The sequence below is a fragment of the Pseudomonas asplenii genome (assembly GCF_001293465.1).
GTDB lineage: Bacteria > Pseudomonadota > Gammaproteobacteria > Pseudomonadales > Pseudomonadaceae > Aquipseudomonas > Aquipseudomonas fuscovaginae_B.
Genome location: NZ_JSYZ01000010.1, coordinates 99,050 through 117,648 on the forward strand (window position 1 = coordinate 99,050; position 18,599 = coordinate 117,648).

At 58.8% G+C, this 18,599-nt stretch carries 15 protein-coding genes and 1 pseudogene; 5 read left to right on the forward strand and 11 right to left on the reverse strand.

Features of this window, described 5'->3' with window-relative positions; translation table 11 throughout:
- The first annotated feature begins 21 nt into the window (after window positions 1-21).
- Window positions 22-510 carry a PAS domain-containing protein gene (locus PF66_RS15525; RefSeq protein ID WP_054063180.1) on the forward strand — a complete coding sequence of 163 codons (489 nt, stop codon included), beginning with the start codon at window positions 22-24 and terminating at the stop codon, window positions 508-510.
- A 73-nt stretch (window positions 511-583) separates the two neighbouring features.
- On the opposite strand, the gene PF66_RS15530 is transcribed toward PF66_RS15525, so the two are convergent.
- From PF66_RS15530 to PF66_RS15580, 11 genes and pseudogenes are all read right to left on the reverse strand, one after another.
- A protein-coding gene (locus PF66_RS15530) for an IS3 family transposase (protein WP_152973035.1) occupies window positions 584-1,736 on the reverse strand; the annotation gives its coding sequence in 2 pieces (ribosomal slippage) (window positions 584-1,496 and window positions 1,495-1,736; 1,155 coding nt in all).
- Between the two features lie 103 nt (window positions 1,737-1,839).
- Window positions 1,840-2,787 carry a GGDEF domain-containing response regulator gene (locus PF66_RS15540; protein WP_054063195.1) on the reverse strand — a complete coding sequence of 316 codons (948 nt, stop codon included), beginning with the start codon at window positions 2,785-2,787 and terminating at the stop codon, window positions 1,840-1,842.
- Window positions 2,788-2,804: 17 nt separating this feature from the next.
- Complete coding sequence (locus tag PF66_RS15545) at window positions 2,805-6,860, reverse strand: CHASE domain-containing protein (RefSeq protein WP_193394209.1); 4,056 nt, start codon at window positions 6,858-6,860, stop codon at window positions 2,805-2,807.
- 26 nt (window positions 6,861-6,886) lie between these two features.
- On the reverse strand, window positions 6,887-7,129 hold the full coding sequence (locus tag PF66_RS15550; protein ID WP_152973036.1) for a GGDEF domain-containing protein: 243 nt from the start codon (window positions 7,127-7,129) through the stop codon (window positions 6,887-6,889).
- 41 nt (window positions 7,130-7,170) lie between these two features.
- Window positions 7,171-7,392 (reverse strand): hypothetical protein, encoded by a 222-nt coding sequence (locus PF66_RS15555; protein ID WP_054063183.1) that lies wholly within the window; start codon window positions 7,390-7,392, stop codon window positions 7,171-7,173.
- 57 nt (window positions 7,393-7,449) lie between these two features.
- Complete coding sequence (locus tag PF66_RS15560; RefSeq protein ID WP_054063184.1) at window positions 7,450-8,526, reverse strand: HD-GYP domain-containing protein; 1,077 nt, start codon at window positions 8,524-8,526, stop codon at window positions 7,450-7,452.
- Window positions 8,516-11,389 (reverse strand): sensor histidine kinase, encoded by a 2,874-nt coding sequence (locus PF66_RS15565; RefSeq protein WP_054063185.1) that lies wholly within the window; start codon window positions 11,387-11,389, stop codon window positions 8,516-8,518. Before PF66_RS15565 ends, PF66_RS15560 begins: the two co-directional genes overlap by 11 nt.
- 99 nt (window positions 11,390-11,488) lie before the next feature.
- Window positions 11,489-12,370 (reverse strand): methyl-accepting chemotaxis protein, encoded by an 882-nt coding sequence (locus PF66_RS33945; RefSeq protein WP_416773525.1) that lies wholly within the window; start codon window positions 12,368-12,370, stop codon window positions 11,489-11,491.
- A pseudogene (locus PF66_RS33950) lies at window positions 12,347-13,102 on the reverse strand (MCP four helix bundle domain-containing protein); the annotation flags it as partial. The gene PF66_RS33945 and the pseudogene PF66_RS33950, both read right to left, overlap by 24 nt.
- A 236-nt stretch (window positions 13,103-13,338) precedes the next feature.
- A complete protein-coding gene (locus PF66_RS15575; protein WP_054063187.1) occupies window positions 13,339-14,706 on the reverse strand; it encodes an ATP-binding protein in 1,368 nt (455 codons plus the stop codon).
- Window positions 14,703-15,365 carry a response regulator gene (locus PF66_RS15580; protein ID WP_054063197.1) on the reverse strand — a complete coding sequence of 221 codons (663 nt, stop codon included), beginning with the start codon at window positions 15,363-15,365 and terminating at the stop codon, window positions 14,703-14,705. The genes PF66_RS15575 and PF66_RS15580 overlap by 4 nt, the downstream gene beginning before the upstream one ends.
- A gap of 259 nt (window positions 15,366-15,624) precedes the next feature.
- Here PF66_RS15580 and PF66_RS15585 point away from each other — a divergent pair, with 259 nt between their 5' ends.
- From PF66_RS15585 to PF66_RS15595, 4 genes are all read left to right on the forward strand, one after another.
- The gene (locus PF66_RS15585; protein ID WP_054063188.1) at window positions 15,625-16,176 is read left to right on the forward strand and encodes a cytochrome b; all 552 of its coding nucleotides are present in this window, start codon (window positions 15,625-15,627) and stop codon (window positions 16,174-16,176) included.
- A gap of 17 nt (window positions 16,177-16,193) precedes the next feature.
- A complete protein-coding gene (locus tag PF66_RS32755; RefSeq protein ID WP_152973037.1) occupies window positions 16,194-16,445 on the forward strand; it encodes a hypothetical protein in 252 nt (83 codons plus the stop codon).
- 291 nt (window positions 16,446-16,736) lie between these two features.
- Complete coding sequence (locus tag PF66_RS15590) at window positions 16,737-17,102, forward strand: DUF6124 family protein (RefSeq protein WP_054063189.1); 366 nt, start codon at window positions 16,737-16,739, stop codon at window positions 17,100-17,102.
- 196 nt (window positions 17,103-17,298) lie between these two features.
- The coding region (locus PF66_RS15595; RefSeq protein WP_054063190.1) for a chloride channel protein at window positions 17,299-18,599 on the forward strand (1,301 nt) is incomplete at its 3' end.

Consider the following 18,599-nt stretch of genomic DNA (forward strand, 5'->3'; position numbering starts at 1 on the left):
AAACTCATAAGGGCTCCGAAAATGATCGATGCAGAACTGCTGAAACTGATGATCGAGTCTTCCAACGATGGCATTGTGGTGGCAGAGCAGGAAGGCGATGAACACATCCTCATCTACGCCAACCAAGCCTTTCAGCACCTGACCGGCTATAGCATTGATGACACCCTGTATCAGGACTGCCGGTTCCTGCAGGGCGATGATCGAGACCAACCAGGCATTGCTGCTATCCGCGAAGCAATAAAAAATTTTCAGCCTTGCCGGCATATCATTCGAAACTATCGCAAAGACGGCCGTGTTTTCTGGAATGAGCTTTCGATAACCCCAGTGTTTAACGACGAGGATCAACTCACCTATTACATCGGCATCCAAAAGGACGTTACCGTCCAGGTTGAGGCTAGCGAACGTGCCCGTCAGTTGGAGGCTGAAGTCGAGGATCTGAAAATTCAGCTGGCTCGATTACAACGAAGCATTTCATCGACTTACAGAGCTATAGAAAAACGGCAAAAATAGACGGACACCATCGCCCTTAAAACTGGAGTTCGGTAGGCGTGTTTGCCGTTCGCTTACGATTCAAACGCGGGTTCTACCCCATTTCCACGGACGGTTTGAAAAGGGCTGAAAACTTCAGATCTTGCCGGGCAACTCTACGACGCATTCGTGGGTTATGAAACCGCTTGATGTAGTCGAATAAATCCGCTCGTGCCTCATCACGAGTTCGATACGACTGATGGACAACGCGCTCCCGTTTGAGCTGACCGAAGAAGCCTTCACAGGCCGCGTTGTCGCCGCAGTGCTCGACGGCACTCATGCTGCAAACCAGTGTGTTGCGATTCAGAAAACGCTGGTAGTCGCCGCTGGTGAATTGGCTACCGCGATCCGAATGCAGGATCACTGACCAGTCACCCTGGCGCTGCCAGATCGCCATCTCCACCGCTCGAATCACCATCTGCCGATCCTGGCGGTGGTGCATCGACCAACCGATCACCAACTTGCTGTACAAGTCGAGCACCACGCATAGAAAGAGTTTGCCTTCCTGGGTGGCGATTTCCGTGAGGTCCGTGACCCACTTGCGCTCTGGTTCCTGCACGGTGAAGTTGCGCTCCAGCAGGTTTTTCACGCCTGCTGGACGGCTGCTGGCGACTCTCCCAAAGCCACGCCGCTTCCGGCGTGGCCAGCCTTGAATTCGCTCAGCCGCCATCAGGCGAGCAACTCGGTTCAGGCTGACGGCTTCGCCCTCGTCGAGCAGATCCTCATGCATACGTGGCGCTCCGATCACACCACGGCTATCTTCGTGAATCTCCCGAATGCGCTTCACCAAGCGCGCATTCTCCTGAGCTCGCGGGCTTGGTTCACGATCCTGCCAGGCGTAATAGCCGCTAGCGGAAACCTTCAGGCAACGGCACATCAATCGTACCGGGTAGTCTTTGCGGCAGCGCTGGATCACCGTGTACCGCTCGATGACTCCTTGGCAAAGTACGCTGCCGCGTCTCTTAAAAATCACGTTCCTTGGTGACTCGGGCTAACTCGCGCTTGAGGCGGGCAAGCTCCTCATCTCGCGGGCTTCCCGTTCCAGGAAAGGCTTTCTCAGTATCTGGTTGTGCCTCCCGTACCCAGCGTGTGAGCAGGTTGGGAGCAACACCAATCTCCAGGGCTACCTGTCGACAGCTCGCTCCTGAACGACGAACCAGCTCGATGGCTTCCCGCTTGAACTCGGGGCTGTATTTCTTGCGCTTCATGAACACTCCTTCAGCTCGGTGCGAGCTTACTCGAAAGTGTCCGTATTAGTGGGGTAGAACCCTGTAATTTACAGCGGTGCTTGGCACCAAAAAGCATGGACCTTCAGGGTGCAAGCTCTATGGGTACAAAGCGGCTACAATTTCGACCATCATGCTTAGCCTGATACAAAGCCCGGTCGGCTTCAGCAAGCAGCGCTGCAGCGATGGATGGTACATCGCTGGTATGCGTGCTCGGGGGCAGTAGCGAGCCCGCCTCTAAGCTTGCGACACCCACGGAAATCGTCACCCTGCCAAAGTCACTGGTTTCGTGCACCTCGCCCAGGCTGTGGACGCTCTGAACAATTTCGTCTGCCAACTGCCGAGCCCCCTCCTCGCCCGTTTCTGGCAGCAGTACGGCAAATTCCTCCCCGCCATAGCGTGCTACCAGATCAGTGGATCTCTGCACACAGCGCTTGAGCGTCTGGGCAACTGCAATCAGGCACTCGTCGCCTTGCAGGTGTCCATAGCGGTCGTTGTAGCGCTTGAAAAAATCGATATCCAGCAACAACACCGAAAATGCACTTTGGTTGCGTAGTGAGCGGAGCCACTCATACTCGATACGCTGGTCAAGCAAGCGACGATTGGCTAATCCGGTCAGTCCATCGGTCTGGGCCAGTAGGCTGAGCTGATCCATGGCCATTTTCAGGTTCAGGTGCGTCTTGACCCGAGCCGTGACGATCGCGGGCTTGACTGGCTTTCCGATGAAATCCACCGCCCCGAGTGCCAGCCCGGCCTCCTCCACCTGGGTTTCGGTATGACTGGTGATGAAGATGATGGGTACACCCTGCAGCAGTGGATCGGACTGGAGCTTCTCGCACACTTGGAATCCACTCATGCCGGGCATCTCGGCATCGAGCAGGATCAGGTCTGGACGCATTTCCTGGACAATCTTCAGTGTCTGCTCCCCCCCCGTCGCAAAACGGATCTGGCCCAGGCCCTGAAGGATACGGCTCAGCACGCGGATGGCAGAAATATCATCATCAACGATCAGCAAGCTAGGTGTGCGTTGCATCATGAGTGGCTCTCCGTTCACAAATTCGCACGTTCGAGCATGTGCAGCGCTCGCTCGAACTCCAATTCCTCGATGGCCTCCCACAGCTGTTCAACCAGCACCTGCCCGGCTGCCGCCCGCAGTGCCGGCGCAGCCGCTGCAAACTGATCCAGCGCGGCCAGATCGTGGTTTTCGAGCAAGGCATGCAACCTCGCCAAGGCCTGCTGAGCGGCTTCTTGGTCCGTCTCTGTACTCGGCACCGCCAGCACGGACTCCTGTACGTTGACCGTCTGCTTGAATAGTGCTGAGAGCGCCGCACTCAAGGCGCTGAGCACCGGCTCGGCTCCCTGCCCGTCGCGCAGCAGCGATTCAGCCTGCCCAGCCAACTGTCCCACCAGGGTGGCGCCCAGCAGGCCTGCCACGCCACGCAACTTATGCAGATCCGCGATCAACGGGCCAGGCTGCTGCTTGCGCTGCAACACCGCCTCGCTATCGGCAAATCCGGCAAACTCATTGAAAAAGCGTCGGACCGAAGTGCGGAACAACTGCACGTCGTTGCCAAAGCGGTAGGCGGCTTCGCGCATATCCAGCCCCTCTATCACAGGCCACTGCTCAGCGGGCTCATCCTGAGAGGTCGCGATGGTACTGACCGCAACGGAGGTACCACGCATCCTTTCGACGGCCCGCCGTATGGCACGGATCAGGGCACTCGGTTCCAGCGGTTTGGTCAGGAAGTCATCCATGCCCGCCATCTCGGCCTGTCGACGCTCCTCAGCCAGCGCTCCGGCAGTGAGCGCCAGCACCGGCAGGGTCTTGAGTCCCAACTCGTTGCGCAGGCGCCGGGTCGCCTCGTAGCCATCCATTTCCGGCATCTGTACATCCATCAGCACCGCGTCGAAGAAATCGGGGGTTTGGCGCAGACGCTCCAAAGCCTGCAAACCATTGATGCAAGTCTGCACCTGAGCGCCCTGCTGTTCCAAAAGCAGGGTCGCCACCTCCAGGTTGATCTCGCTGTCATCGACCAACAGCAACTGCAGCCCGCTCAACCAGTGGGTCATGCCGGTATCCAGTCGCGTGGACTGCAGGACCCGTTCCGTGCTGCCCTGGTACCGGGCAATACAAGCGTTGACCGCATTGAACAGTGCGGAACTGTCCAGCGGCTTGGACAGCACACGGTCGACCTGGTCATCGAGCATCAGCTCCGCAGCGCACGGGGTCACCAAAATCAACGGTAGTTGCGTGCTTTCGCGCAAGCGCCGCAGATCCTGCTCGATCGGGTCAAGCCAATCGACCAGCAGGATATCCGGTAAAGGCCCCTGGGCCTGATGGCGCTCCTGAAGCATCAGCCGCAATGCCTGCTCGTCAGTCACGCTCGACACCCGCCAACCCAGGCCTCGGCAGACCCGCTGCAGTGCCTGCGCCGAGGCGGTATCATCACTGAGCATCAACACTTCCAGGCTGCCACCGGTGATGGTCGCCTCCAGTTCGCTCGAACAGACCTGGAAGGGCAAGGAAACCTGGAACTCACTGCCGCTGCCCAACTCACTGCGCACCAACACATGGCCGCCCATCTGCTCGGCTAACCCACGCACAACGGATAGACCCAATCCGGTTCCACCAAAGCGACGGGTAGTGGAGGCGTCCGCCTGGGTAAACGGGGTGAACAACTGGCCCAGGGCATCGGCAGCGATGCCACAACCGGTGTCCTGTACGCTGAAGCGCAGCCAACAGTGATCGGTGGCATCTGGCTCGTGACTGACGATCACCTCGACCCGCCCTTGCGTGGTGAACTTTAGGGCGTTGCCCACCAGATTCATCAGGATCTGGTTGATCCGCAATGCATCGCCAATCAGCAGCCCGGGCAACTGCAGCGCTCCTTTCACGGCAAAGCTCAACCCCTTCTGCTCGGCCTGAGCCGCAAACAGATCACCCAAGTCCTCAAGCAACTGCCGTGGGCTGAACGGGTTGTGCTCCAGACGCATCTCGCCGGCTTCGATCTTGGCGATGTCCAGAATGTCGTTGATGATGCCCAACAGGGATCGTCCAGCGATCTGCAATTTGGTCAGCAACTGGCGCTGCTGCTCGTTCAAGGAGCTGTTCTGCAACAGATGGGCGATGCCGATCACGGCATTCATGGGCGTGCGGATTTCATGGCTCATGTTCGCCAGGAACAGGCTCTTGGCCGCATTCGCCGCCTCCGCGCTGGCCTTGGCCGTCTGCAATTCGGCGCTGTGGCGCAGGCGATCGGTGATGTCCTGAGCAATGCCCAGATGACCGGTCAATTCACCATCGGCGGTGCGAATCGGGGTGATGACCATCGACACCTGCACCTGCGAGCTATCCTTGCGCACATAGGTCCACTGCCGGGTTTCGGAGCCTTGCAGTGCAGCCTTGTAGCAAAAGACATCGATGCCTTCGATGGGAATGCCATATTCCTGGGTCAGTTCGACAGAACGCTCAGCGATCTCTTCAGGCAGATGAAAATCCGCCGGGGTCTTGCGCCTGACCATCTCGGCATGGCTGTAGCCCAACAACAGTTCGGCGCCGCGGTTGAACACGACAATCTGCCCCTGGGTGTCGGTGGCAATGATCGAAACCTCCGACGACGCATCCAGAACCGCCTGCATTAACCCGGCGAGCCTGGACAGCTCGGCCGTACGCTCGCTGACCTGCTTCTCGAGTTGGGCATTGAACTCCATGAGGTAGCGTTCGACCCGCTTGCGATCGGTGATGTCATGCATCATCTTCGCCGCGCCCAGGATAGCGCCATCGGCCTCCCGGATCAGACTGCAGGTGATGGTCACATCGATCAGCCGACCGTCCTTGTGCAGGCGTTGGGTTTCCAGGGTCGAACCGCGGTCACCGCGAGCGACCTGTTCCAGCAGTTGTTCGTCCTCATGCACGCGTTCCACTGGCACCAACAACGGTGCCAACGGTTGCCCCAGTACCTCATACTCGGTGTAACCGAACATCTGCTCGGCGGCGCGGTTCCAGGTGATGATCCGGCCATCCAGCGCCTCACCGATGATCGCATCGCTGGAGTTTTCAACGATGGTCGCGAGTCGGGCCTGACCGGCCACGACTTGCTGTTTGCGCTGCCGTGAGATCAGCAACGTGCCAACCAGCCCTGTCAACAGGAAGCTGGCCGCTGCGCCGATGGCAAAGACCCGGCTCGCCGGTACCGGATCAAGCGCATCGACAAACGCCTGGTGTGCGCCCACCTCCATCCGCCAGTGGCGCCCATAGATCTCTCGCTCAAAGGTATAGGTTTGCAGTACTTGAGGGTCCTGGCCATTTTCCGGGGTCTGATAGATCAGTTGCCTGGTATCCCCGACATCGTAGAGTTTCAGATGCAACCGGTGATTCGCCGGGTCCAGGCTGGTCATCACCTCACGCATGGTCAGGGGAGCATAGGTCCAACCAATCAGGTTCTTCTCCCGCAGCGCAACATCGGTTGGGGTCTCCGGCGTGTTATAAACCGGCGACAGGAGTAAAAACGCTCGCAGGCTCTCTTGAGCGTCCTGCTGCAGCGTGATCGGCGCAGTCAGCCTTGAAACCCCTGTGCGCATTGCCTCGATAGCCGCCTCACGACGACGTGTTTCCGAGGCGATGTCCAACCCAAGGGCCTGGGAGTTGCCAGCAGGTGGGTCGATGAACTGAATGATGAAACGATCTCCCGGGTGAACGCCCAGCCGGGTGAACTTGAAATCAGGCTGACCGTCAGCCCTGACGTTACGCATGAATTGCTCTTCGCCGTCAGCCGGTACCCGACGAATGAAGCCGAAACCGCGCGCCCCCGGGTACTCCTTTTCAATATCACGCCCCTGGCCAAAACGAGCCATCTGGCGGTTGCTGACGTAATCCAGGTTCAGCATCTGGATAGCACCGCGCATGCCACGAAGACGGTACTCATATAGTTTCAAGCGTGTCTGCAGGTTGTCACCGATTGCTTCCCCGGCGTCCTTGAGAACCGACCCGACATGACCCTCGATGGTCTTGGCCTGCTGGTAGCTGACGACGTAGCTGGCTGCCAGGCCTACCACTAGTATCATGGCCATCCAGCCCACCGACCACTTGAAAGAGTTTGCTTTCATCGACCCGGCGCTCACTGCAGAAATGATTACATGGGAGAGTCAAGGTACTGCACGACGACAGCATTTCGACCTGATTCCTTGGTCTGGTACAGCAGCCGATCTACGGCTTCAAACACAGTAGCAGTGAATTTGCCATCCAGACGCCAGCGTGCAACAGCCGCCGAAATCGTGATGCGCTCGATATCCGTGGTTTCCACAGTTCGCCGCAGTCGCTCTGCCACCTCGGTAGCCTCCATCAGTGAGGCGCTGGCAATCGGCTGTTCCTTCACCCTGCCTTGTTCCGCGCACTGCCGGCTATCCTGTCAGCGCTTTAGTCCAGCCTGAACAATTCGGCGCTGAGCAGTTGATCCACGCTCACGGGTATTCGGTAGCCATAGGGGGTTTTGTCCTCAAGGACATCGCTGATGCCCACGTCACGCTGCCCCGTATAGATAACCCATAGACTGTTGGCCAGCGTCACGCATGCCGAAAGCAAGGCAAACAAAAGAATAAGCGTTCTCAGCTTGAGCCTTGGTTGTTTCAGTGTTGACATCAAATCATTCCACTACATCAGCAAGTGTGGCTTCCACATGGATATTAAGGTGCGCACTTATGCCATCCCTCGCAATGTAACTTCCGTGTCCTCTTGGAACAGGTTCTCTATTTCACCGAAGACTTTCTGAATAGCCTCGACAAGCGAGGGATCGAAATGTCGCCCAGACTGCTCGGCCAGGTAGGACTGGGCTCTCTCAGCGGACCAACTGCTTTTGTAGGGACGCGGCATGCGCAAAGCATCGTAAACATCGCATAACGCGACAATACGCGCCGACAGAGGAATTTCCTCACCCGCAAGCCCGCGAGGATAGCCACTCCCGTCCCATTTTTCATGGTGGCAGTAGGCAATTTCTGCCGCCATGCGGGTCAGGTCACTTCCTTGCTCCTCATGCAGAATTTCATGACCGATGGCGGCATGCTTCATCATGTTCTGTCGCTCATCCGGGGTAAGCGGCCCTTCCTTCAGAAGTATTTCATCCGATATGCCTATCTTTCCAAGATCATGCATAGGGGCCGCCAAACGCAGCCTTTCACACCATTGAGCTGGCATACCGATGGTTTTTGCCAGTAATGCCGATGCATCGCCAATCCGGCGAATATGATTGCCGGTTTCATTGTCGCGATAGCTGGCTGCGCGAGATAAGGCCCTGATCGCCGCTTGGTGACTTTGCTGCAGTTGCAGAGTGCGCTCCACGACCTTCATCTCGAGCTCAAGATTCAGTGTTTGCAGCTTCTTGCTCGCTTGTGCCAGACGCAGACAATTGCGTACACGCAAGATCAGCTCAGGTAAATCCAGAGGTTTGGTCAGATAGTCGTTGGCCCCCAACTCCAACCCCAATCGCCGGCTGTTCGCATCGCTCAACGCCGTCAGGATGATGATCGGCTGCCGTGACCGGTCGCGGTCCTTGAGCTGTCGCAGAATCTCGAACCCATCCGGTTCAGGCATATCCAGATCCAGCAGCAGAAGATCCCAATCTTCATGCCGGGCACACTCCAGCCCTTGCCCTGAGTCGGAAAAGCTGACGATTTCATTCAACCCAAACGCCTTGAGACTCGAGGAGAGCAAGCGCAGATTGGCCGCGACGTCATCAATGATAAGAATACGGGTATCGAGAGGAATATCAGTGAACATTCGAGCTCTCCTTCTCCAGCAGCGCGTCAAGAACCTCACGCAACGCTTCCACTTCCAATGGTTTTTTCAGCACGGCCTGAAACTCAAAGCCCACCCAGGCCAATGCCTTGGGTGCAGACCCCAACAGCACGACCGACATGAACTCGGCGTTCAGACTACGTCTTAGCCTTCCAAGCTGGGCCGAACGGTTGGTATTTTCATCATCGCAATCGAGCAGCAGGATGCCAGGCGCACCCTCGGTGCCTGAGTCAACGACACAGCCCTCCAATGTTCCGGACTTGAGCGTGGCACGCTCTCCAGCAATGGTAGAAATGAATGGCAAAATAGACTCATCGTTCCCGGCATAAAAAATCGCAGTTCGTCGTTTTTCCCGAATGCCAGAGGGCTCGACCAGGTGCGTGGGGACAAGATCGATCCAGAATCGGCTGCCCTTGCCGGGCTCACTTGAAAGCCCCATCTGCCCGCCCATCAACCCGGCCAGCTCACGACACAGGGCCAGGCCGATGCCTGTCCCCTGGATAGCCGTGTTCTCCTTGCCAAGCCGCTGGAACGGTTCGAACAAGGCCGTTTGCAGAGCAGGCTCGATACCCAGCCCGCCATCCTCGACAAACAGGCGTATCCATTCCCCGACCCTCAGTGCACCGATCAACAGGCGACCACCGGGACGGTTGTACTTGATTGCATTGGACAAGAGATTCAGCAGGACCTGGCGTAAACGCCGCGCATCCGCATACACCTCTGCCGGCGTATCCGTCAGCTCGAGCTCCAGCTCAAGCAACAGGCCCGCCGCCATTGCCTGGGAACGAACCATGTCGGCACATTCTTTCAATATGCTACGAACCGGGACGGGCTTGAGCGTGAGTTTCTGGGGCTCGGCCTGCAGGCTGGACCAATCGAGCAGGTCATCGACCAGTTGCGCCAGGTGCGTGGTGGCGCCCAGTATCTCGTCCAGGTGTTGCTCGTCCGTTTCATGACGCGCGCCCATGCGCATCAACTGGGTAAAGCCCTGGATGGCATTGAGGGGAGTTCGCAGTTCATGGCTCATGCTGGAAATGAAGCGTGACTTGGCCTGGCTAGCCGCCTGGGCCTGCAAGGTGCGCTCACGCAGCTCCATTTCCGTCAGTTTCAGCGCATCAATGTCCACCAAGGTGCCCACCGCTACGTTCCCACCGTCCAGAACGCCCTTGATCATCCGGCCACGTCCGAGCAGCCACAGAAAGCTGCCATCCGGACGACTGAGCCTGAACTCGATATCGATACGACTGGTCTGCCCCATGCGCAGCGAGTCGAAAGCCTGCATCACGGCCCGCGCATCGTTGGCATCCAACCGGGCCAGGAAAGCTTCTCGACTCATCGACGTTTCAGGCAGCTCGAGCCTGACGACCAATCCCCCACGCAAGGTCAGGCTGTCATCATCCAGGTGGTACTCCCACAGACCGGTTGAGGCGTTTTCCATCACCAGCGCCAAACGCTCCTGTGCAACATGGCGCTGTTGCTCACTGGTTGCCAGTTGGCTGCCCATTGTCAGGACATTGCCGGCCATCTCGTCGAGTTCGGCGATCCCGGACTCGACGCGGGCCGGTTGCCAGCGCCCCTGGCCGATCTCGCGAAGCATCTGGACGATGCCCGAAATGGGCTGGCGCAGCCGTTCACTCAGCTTGCGGGAACGACGCCATAGGACCGTGAAAAACACGATATAGAACAATACCAGGCCGACAATCATCAGATAGCCTATGTTGCGAAAATGCCTGGCCAAACCGTACGTTTCAGCCATGACATCTTCTTTCTCGGCCAGGGCAACCAGCCGCCAGCCAGTATTCTTGATCGTTCGCCAGGCAAACAGATGTGGGCGGCCTTGCAGTGTTACCTCACTGAATCCTGAGTCAGCCGTCTCGAGCTCGTTTGCCATTACTACCGCGTCATCACGTTGCCCGAGGTTGAATGTGCGAGGTTTTAGGACATTCCCTGACACCACCGTCTTCGCATCAGGAGCCTTGAGTTCACTCATGCCGAAATCATCCTCAGCCTGGGGCGGCATCGCCATGATGGTCATCTCATTGCTGACCAGCAGCAGGTACCCGGACCATGGCACCCTCAAGTGCGCAATCTCATTCAGCATGCCGTCGACGGTGATGTCGAGCCCAACGACTCCTTCAAGAAAATCACCACGATATACAGGTGATACAGCGGACATCATCCACCCATGTCCAGCGGGATCTAGGTAGACTTCGGTCCAACGGGTCGCTTTTTGTGGATTGTGGGTCGCGTCCGCCAAATAGTAGAAGTTGAACTCTGGAATACGGATGTCAGCCGGATACTGCTCATTGGTGCGAAACCAAGGGTAGATCCGGTTGTAGCTGTCCCAGGAGTTGAAATAGAGACTGGCAATCATCGGGTCAGCCTGTCTGATCTGCTTGAACAGGGTATCGAGACTGGCAAGCCGCCGTACCTTGTCCAGATCCTGAAGAGCCAAAGGTGTCGCTGCTGAATAGAAAGAGGCCGCACCACCTAGATCCGTCGCGCTGTAACGCGCACCTTCGGGCGTCACGGCCAGCACTTCGCCTGGTACGCTGGCCGGCGTCAGCAGTGCTTGCTCTGTCATTGTCCCCAGCAGGCCGGCCACGCCGGTCAGGTGCTCGAGCTTGCTCTCGACAATGAGTGCATTCTGCTCGACACTGGCACTCAAGCTATCGACTGCACTACGCTTGAGATAATCGACCTGTGCCTCCCGTATGACCTGGTTGGTCAGTAAGTAGCTCGCAATCAACACCGTTTCCACCAGGATCAGTGGTATCAGCGCACTGCTCAGGAAGGCGCGCCAGATCCATTGGCGCAAGCGGATTTTTGGGACACCCTGTCTCATTAAGCCTCCTGATGGGCGGATCCCCTGTCAGCGACAGAGCAAAAAGCCATCACCCAGTTATAGTCGAATACGCTAGAGACAGGACCCGGGAGTCGGATTTCAGAAGCGAAACCCGGCGACAACGCCTTTCAAGTCTGTTGCCAGCCTAGACAGGTCATGGCTGGAATGACTGGTCTGATTGGCCCCTGCGCTGGTCTGGAAGGACAGGTCGCGGATACTGACCAGGCTACGGTCGACTTCCTTGGCGACGGCTGCCTGCTCTTCCGCGGCGCTGGCGATCATCACGTTCTGCTCGTTGATCGCGGCAATGGTACGCACGATGGCGCCCAACGACGCCTTGGTAGCTTCAGCACTCTCGACGGTCGCGCGAACCTGCCTGGCGCTGCCTTGCATCGTCTGGACGGTCTCGACCGCCTGCTGTTGCAATGAGGACACCATTTTCTCGATGTCCTGTGTTGACTGCTGGGTGCGCTGGGCCAGCATGCGAACCTCGTCTGCCACCACCGCGAAGCCTCGTCCCTGCTCCCCGGCCCGCGCAGCCTCGATCGCCGCGTTAAGCGCCAGAAGGTTGGTCTGCTCGGCGATGGCGCGGATCACATCCAGCACCTTGCCGACTTCCTGCATCTCATTCGCCAGAGCCTCCACTCGAGAAACGCTGGAGTGCACGTCATTGGCCAAGTTGCCGATCGAGACCACCGTCTCGTCGACCTGATTTCGACCCTGGCTGGCAGCCCGATCCGCCTCCCTGGAAGCTTCCAGCGTAGTCGCCGCGTTCTGGGCAACTCCGTCAACGGCTGCGCTCATCTGATTGCAAGCAGTGGCAGCCTGTTCGATTTCGTGGCTCTGTTGCTGAATTCCGCGGTGGGCATCCTCGGTGACGGCATGCAGTTGCTGTGAAGCCGAAGCCAACTGAGCCGAGGAGTCCGCAATTAGGCCCAAGGTACCGCGTAAGCTGCCTTGCATGTCTCGCAGGGCGTCCATCAGTTGCGATGCCTCATCACGCCCCTCATTGGGAATGCTCTGCGTCAGGTCCCCCGAGGCGACGGTCCGGGCAACGCGCACCGCTTGCAGCAGAGGCAATACGACGCTGCGCGACAAGATCATTGCCAGAATCGCCCCAGCTATCACGGAGGCCACCAGTATTCCGATCACCATCAGGTTGGCTTGGTCATAGGCAGCAGCGCTGGCCAGGGTCGCCTGCCTGGCTCCCGCGGTGTTCAGCTTGACCAAGGCATCCACCTCGGCCACGACGGCACTGCCCTTGGCATTGAGGACATTGTTGATCAACTCTATCGCCTTGCCGGTTTCATTATTGGCCAGCAGGACGACAATACTGGATTGGGTTTGCTCGTAATCCTGGCGGGCCTTGAGGAAACGCTCGTAGATCGCATGCTCTTCCGGGCTGGAGATCAATGCGCTGTAGGTACGCACTGCATCATCCAGTTGTTCCCGGGCACGTGTCACATCATTGGGCGTCTGGGAATTGAAACCGATGGCCGCACGCAAGGTGAGGGTTCGCAAGCGCATGACAGCCTCATCGATGCCGTTCAATGCCAGAATGCTGGGCAACCAGTTGCTATCAACTTCGTGGGAGCTCTGGTTCATCTTCCTCATCTGGGCCAGGGATCCCAACCCGATCACAAGCATGAGTACGATAAGACTGAGAAAGCCTGCTACAACCCGTGTAGAAACCTTTAGTCTACGCATGTTCATTTACTCACCCGTTTATCCCATTTTCGATATAGGCCCGGCTCACGGCGGCTTTTAATGCGTCAGATCAACAGGTCATCAACGCATCAGAACGTCAGTGCAGCGCCCACAGATTGATGATAGACGTGGCGACTGAAAGCCGTGATGTCACAATGACATTACAACCTTAAGGAAATCTGAAGATGGATTGATCGGGCACCGAGACTGCTCCCTTTCCTGAGCAAACGGCCAGGATGCTTCTAGGGACGCGGAATCGTCAACGAGGCACACAGTCCGCCCGCATCACGGTTCTCCAGGCGGACCTGGCCGCCGAACTGTAGGGCAATCGTCTGGACAATAGTCAGTCCCAGCCCTGCTCCCTGGTCGTTCCCCCGGCTGTAGAAACGCTCGAACAACCGCTCTCTCTGGCTCTCATCGATGCCAGGGCCCTGATCTTGCACAGACAGCTCGAATTGCCCCGCCCTGCTCGACAGACGGACAGAGATCAGTCCTGCGGCCGGGGAGAAATTGGCCGCGTTGGTGATCAGGTTGTGCAAGGCAATCGCCAGTGCATCGGCACTGATCCGGGCCTGGTACTCGCCCGGCTCAACATCGAACTCGAACTCCAGCCCCTTGTCCAGCAACCAGGCCCCCAACTGTGACAGGTTCTCGCGCAGGACCTGCTCAAGATCGATCAGTTGCGTCGCCGTGACGTCCCTCAATGGCTCAAGGCGGGCCATGGTCAGCAGTTGATTGACCAGCCGGGTGGTGCGATCCACGCCGCTGATCAGGTGATGCAAGGATTGGCTTCGCTGCTGCTCGGTTTCAGCCTCCAGCAGATTCTGGGCATGGACACGCAATACCGCCAGCGGGGTGCGCATCTCATGGGCCGCATCGTCGATAAAACGGCGCTCGCGCCCCAGCAATTCTTGCACCTGCACCAACACCCTGTTGAGGGCCGACTGCATGGGTTCAAGCTCCGAGGGCAAGGGCTCCAGGCGTAGCGGCTCTAGGGAGCCAGGATGCCTTCCTCTCAGGATCATGGCCATCTTCGCCAGGGGGCCCAGCCCCCAGCCAATGGCCAGCCAGGCCAGGATGGCCAGGATTAATGTGCCAAAGACATTGGGCCAGATGGTGTGGCGGATGATCCGATAGACCAGGTCGGAACGGACATCATCCCTTTCGCCGACCCAGATACGCTGGTGATTCTGCTTATCCTCGAGCAGAAAGGCCCGCCAGGCATGTTGCTTGAGGTCGACGACATCACTGAAGCCTGCCACGGACGGTAGTTGCTCAAAGACCGGAGCGCTGGCCGTTCTCACCAGCACTTCTCCTCGGGGGCTCCAGACCTGGAAGGCAATCTTGCGCTCGTAGGGGTGGCCATCGGACTTCGACACGCCCTCCCCCAGCGCCTGATTGAAGGCCTCATAGAGTTTGCTCTCGTCGCCCTGTACCAACGGCATGCGCATCACGCCCTGAAGCAGACGGGCATTCTGCGCCAGCTGCGCATCGTAGACCTCGTCGATCTCCCGATTGCTATCGTGCAGACTGAGCAAGGTAATGATCAATCTCCCAACTAACAGTATCCCGATGATCAGCGTCACCGTGCGACGCCGTATCGAAATCATGAAGTCTTTTCCATGCGGTACCCGACACCGCGGATAGTCCGAATCAAATCGGTGGAGAACTTCTTGCGCAGATTGTAGATATGAACCTCCAGCGTATTGCTCTCGGCCTCATCCCCCCAACCGTACAGCAACTGAGTCAGGCGCTCGCGTGTCATCACCCGTCCCGGCGGTGAAAGCAACTCGTAAAGCAGCTGGTATTCCTTGGGTGTTAAGGTAACCGGCTGGCCTCCCCAGCATACCTGCTGGCTGACCGGGTCAAGGGTGATGCCGGCATGCTCGATCAGCGGGCTGGCCCGCCCGGCGCTGCGCCGCAGCAACGCGCGCAACCTGGCCTTAAGTTCAGCGAGGTCGAAGGGTTTGACCAGATAGTCGTCGGCCCCGGCATCTAGGCCAGCGATACGGTCATCCGTCGCATCCCTGGCGGTCAGCACCAGCACGGGCAGGGTCGAGCCGCTCTCACGCAGCCGACGCAACACCTCCAGACCGTCAAGCCGCGGCAACCCAAGATCCAGCACGGCCAGGTCAAAGGTCTCACTGAGCAGAGAATGCAGCGCATCCTGTCCGTCGTGAACCCAATCGACGGTATAGCCCTCACGGGCCAGCGCCTGGTGGACACCCTCTCGCAAGGCCACATCGTCCTCGATCAGCAATAGCCGCACGATCTTTCCCTTCAATAGTTTGATCTTCCAGGCATCCCCGTTGGCTTTACGATAGAAGTGATTATCCCGCAAGTACAGGCCGGCAGGAGGTCTCCAGAACCGCTCCATCGCCTCCAAGCACCGAACGCGACAGCGGCTGTGGAACGGAGGTATCCCCTGATGATTGAGCTAGACCCGAGAAGGCCTTCAGATGGGCTTAAGATTTCGTCAGTAGGCTCAGCACATCGTCGTTCCCCACTAGGATTTCATGAGGTATGTCATGACCAGAGATACGAAGCCTCAGCGCTATGCAACACTTTCCATCACCTTGCACTGGTTGATGCTGGCTCTGTTTGTGGGTGTCTATGCCTGTATAGAGATCAAGGGCTATCTACCTCGGGGAAGCAATGCTCGCAGCCTGTTGCTGGGATTGCACGGCGCATTCGGAATGAGCATTTTTACGCTGGTCTGGCTTCGCCTGCTCGGACGTCTGACTCCACGTCCGCCGATTACTCCCAGGCTGGTGAAATGGCAGGAAAACCTTTCCCAAGTCATGCACCTGGCCCTTTATGGACTGATGATCGCCACACCGCTGTTCGCCTGGCTGATGCTTGCCGCAGCGGACAAACCGTTTCCCTACTTCGGCTTCAGCGTGTGGGCCCCGGTCCAGGTCAGCCCTGACCTGGCGAAACAGCTTAAGCATTGGCATGAATTCATCGGCAGTGCGGGTTACTGGTTGATCGCGATGCACGCCGCAGCGGGCCTCTTCCACCATTACTGGGTCAGGGACAATACGCTGGTACGCATGCTCCCGATCTCTCGCAAGAGCTGAATAAAAGGGGGCCTTCGATGAAGTCCAGATTCGTGGTGATCCCGGCGGTTTCTCAAAACAGGGTTTCCTATCCTCGTCGCGGCACATCGTACAGCGCTGAACCGGCTCCCCCCCGCTTCGACATTTACGACAACGAAGAAAAATGTCGGATCATTACTCTGTTTCATAGCCAGGTCGAAGCAGAGATGGCCTGTGCTGAAAAAAACCGGAGTACACAGTACGAACTGCAGCTGGCCTCCAAACCAGACAACTCCCTTTCCCTTGAGTGAAATTTCCTAGAAAATCCCGAGCGCTTGTTTTGTGCCTGATCACGAGGCTAGGCTCCGGCTTGTCACTGCCAATTCAGTGACCGGGTTTAGTAGCCCGCCATGTGACTAGGCGCGAAGTGCCCCCTTCTGCCAGGCTCGTTTTTCAGCCTTCGCTTTATGGTGGCCGTGCGCAGGGCGCCTTCGTGCGCGCCGGGCCTAGTCACCGGTCTACTAACCTGCGTTCGGCCGCCACCCTATCGTTTAGTAGCGATGGATGCGGCTCTCTCAGTTGACTGACTGGAGTCACGCCACATGTTCAAACCTACCCCCAATCCGCCGGCAAGATCCAACGCCGGAGCCATCGATCCGCGCATCGCCGACCGGGCACTGTCCCACTATGACCTGGGGCCAGAGGCAACACCGAAAGCCGTACCGACGTTTGCTGTCTCTGCGGCAGCCACGCCACCTGGGCAGCCTCCGCTCTCGTTGAACCACGAGGCTACTCTTCTCGACCTGCATTCGATTCTGCAATCGGCAGCGGCCACGGCCTACGAGAACGCCGACAACCAGACCGGCTCGAATCGCAAGGTGGCGATGGGTGTGGTGCACCTGATTGAGCTGGCGCAATTGAGGATGGATTCGATGCTGGAGAAGTCGATCGTCTGTGCCAATGGCTGACGTCATTCTGCCGTGGAGCGGGAAGCCCAGCGTCCCGTTTTTTGCCCAGCAGCAAGAGGTGCTCGGTGCGGATCAGTACCAACTCCTGGAGCAATGCATGCACGACCTGGCCTTCCAATGACAACGTGCTGTATCACCTGTATGGGCAGCAGATTTGAGTAGAATTGCCCCTTGCTCCACGATCCTGGTCGCGCCGATGTCCGAACACCCCAACCCAAACGTATCACCCGTAACCACCCAGCCACGACGCTTCCGACGGCCACGCTGGCTGGAGTGGCGACAACGCCTGGCGTTCTGGGTCGGCGCGCTGCTGGTGGGCCTGGTCGCGCTGGCCTTCGCCTGGCTGGCGGACCAATCCTTCGCTCTGTTTAAGCACATGCTCGGCGTCGCCTCCTGGCTGCCGCTGCTGGTCACCCCGGCGGGCTTCGCCCTGTTGGCCTGGATCACCCAGCGCTGGCTCGTTCAGGCCAGGGGCAGCGGCATTCCCCAAGTAATTGCCGCACTGGAGTCGCCCTCGCGGCGCTTGCGCGCCAGGGTGCTAGCGTTACCGGTTGCCGCCGCGCGAATGCTCTTCACCCTGGCCGCCCTGCTGGTCGGTGGCTCGGTGGGCCGCGAAGGGCCTACGGTGCACGTCGGCGCCGCCGTCATCTATGCCTTCGGTCGACGTCTGGGCCTGCACGGCAGGCGCACCATCGCAGGACTGATTCTCGCCGGCGCCGCCGCCGGCATCGCTGCAGCTTTCAACACGCCGCTGGCAGGTATCGTTTTCGCCATCGAGGAACTCAGCCGCACCTTCGAGCAACGCTTCAGCGGCCTAGTGCTGACAGCGGTTCTAATCGGCGGATCCATCACCCTCGGCCTGATGGGCCACTACTCGTACTTCGGTGAGATCGGCGGCAGCCTGCCCGCCGGCTGGGGATGGAGCGAAGTGCCAGCCTGCGCCCTGCTCGGCGGCCTGCTGGGCGGGCTCTACGTCAAACTGGTGCTCCCCACCCAGGCCGGCTGGCTTGGCCGCATGTGCCGGCTGCGCGAGCGCTTCCCGGTACCCTTCGCCGCCGCCTGCGGCCTGTTGCTGGCGCTGCTGGGGCTGGTCTCCGGCAACCATGTGTTTGGTACCGGCTACGAAGAAACCCGCGCCCTGCTCGAAGGCCACCCGATGACCGGGCAGGACTTCCTGCTGTGGAAGTTCCTGGCCAACGTGGTGTCCTATCTCTCCGGCATTCCTGGCGGCCTCTTCTCGCCCTCGCTGAGCATAGGCGCGGCTTTCGCCCCGCTGCTGTCGTTGCTGCCCAACCTCAACCCACAGACCTGTGCGCTGCTGGGCATGGGGGCCTACCTCGCTGGCGTGACCCGCTCGCCCCTGACCGCCTCGGTGATCGTGCTGGAACTGTCCCATAGTCCCGACCTGCTCATCCCCATGCTGGCCGCCACGGTCATGGCCGCCACCATTTCCGGCTGGATCGCCCCAGTCTCGCTGTACCACGCGCTGGCCCGGCA

Coding starts and splice junctions, on each gene's coding strand:
- PF66_RS33945 (WP_416773525.1), bottom strand. CDS start 12,370: ATGGACGCCCTGCGAGACATGCAAGGCAGCTTACGCGGTACCTTGGGC.
- PF66_RS15555 (WP_054063183.1), bottom strand. CDS start 7,392: ATGTCAACACTGAAACAACCAAGGCTCAAGCTGAGAACGCTTATTCTT.
- PF66_RS15585 (WP_054063188.1), top strand. CDS start 15,625: ATGACCAGAGATACGAAGCCTCAGCGCTATGCAACACTTTCCATCACC.
- PF66_RS15560 (WP_054063184.1), bottom strand. CDS start 8,526: ATGTTCACTGATATTCCTCTCGATACCCGTATTCTTATCATTGATGAC.
- PF66_RS32755 (WP_152973037.1), top strand. CDS start 16,194: ATGAAGTCCAGATTCGTGGTGATCCCGGCGGTTTCTCAAAACAGGGTT.
- PF66_RS15575 (WP_054063187.1), bottom strand. CDS start 14,706: ATGATTTCGATACGGCGTCGCACGGTGACGCTGATCATCGGGATACTG.
- PF66_RS15540 (WP_054063195.1), bottom strand. CDS start 2,787: ATGCAACGCACACCTAGCTTGCTGATCGTTGATGATGATATTTCTGCC.
- PF66_RS15565 (WP_054063185.1), bottom strand. CDS start 11,389: ATGAGACAGGGTGTCCCAAAAATCCGCTTGCGCCAATGGATCTGGCGC.
- PF66_RS15525 (WP_054063180.1), top strand. CDS start 22: ATGATCGATGCAGAACTGCTGAAACTGATGATCGAGTCTTCCAACGAT.
- PF66_RS15545 (WP_193394209.1), bottom strand. CDS start 6,860: ATGAAAGCAAACTCTTTCAAGTGGTCGGTGGGCTGGATGGCCATGATA.
- PF66_RS15590 (WP_054063189.1), top strand. CDS start 16,737: ATGTTCAAACCTACCCCCAATCCGCCGGCAAGATCCAACGCCGGAGCC.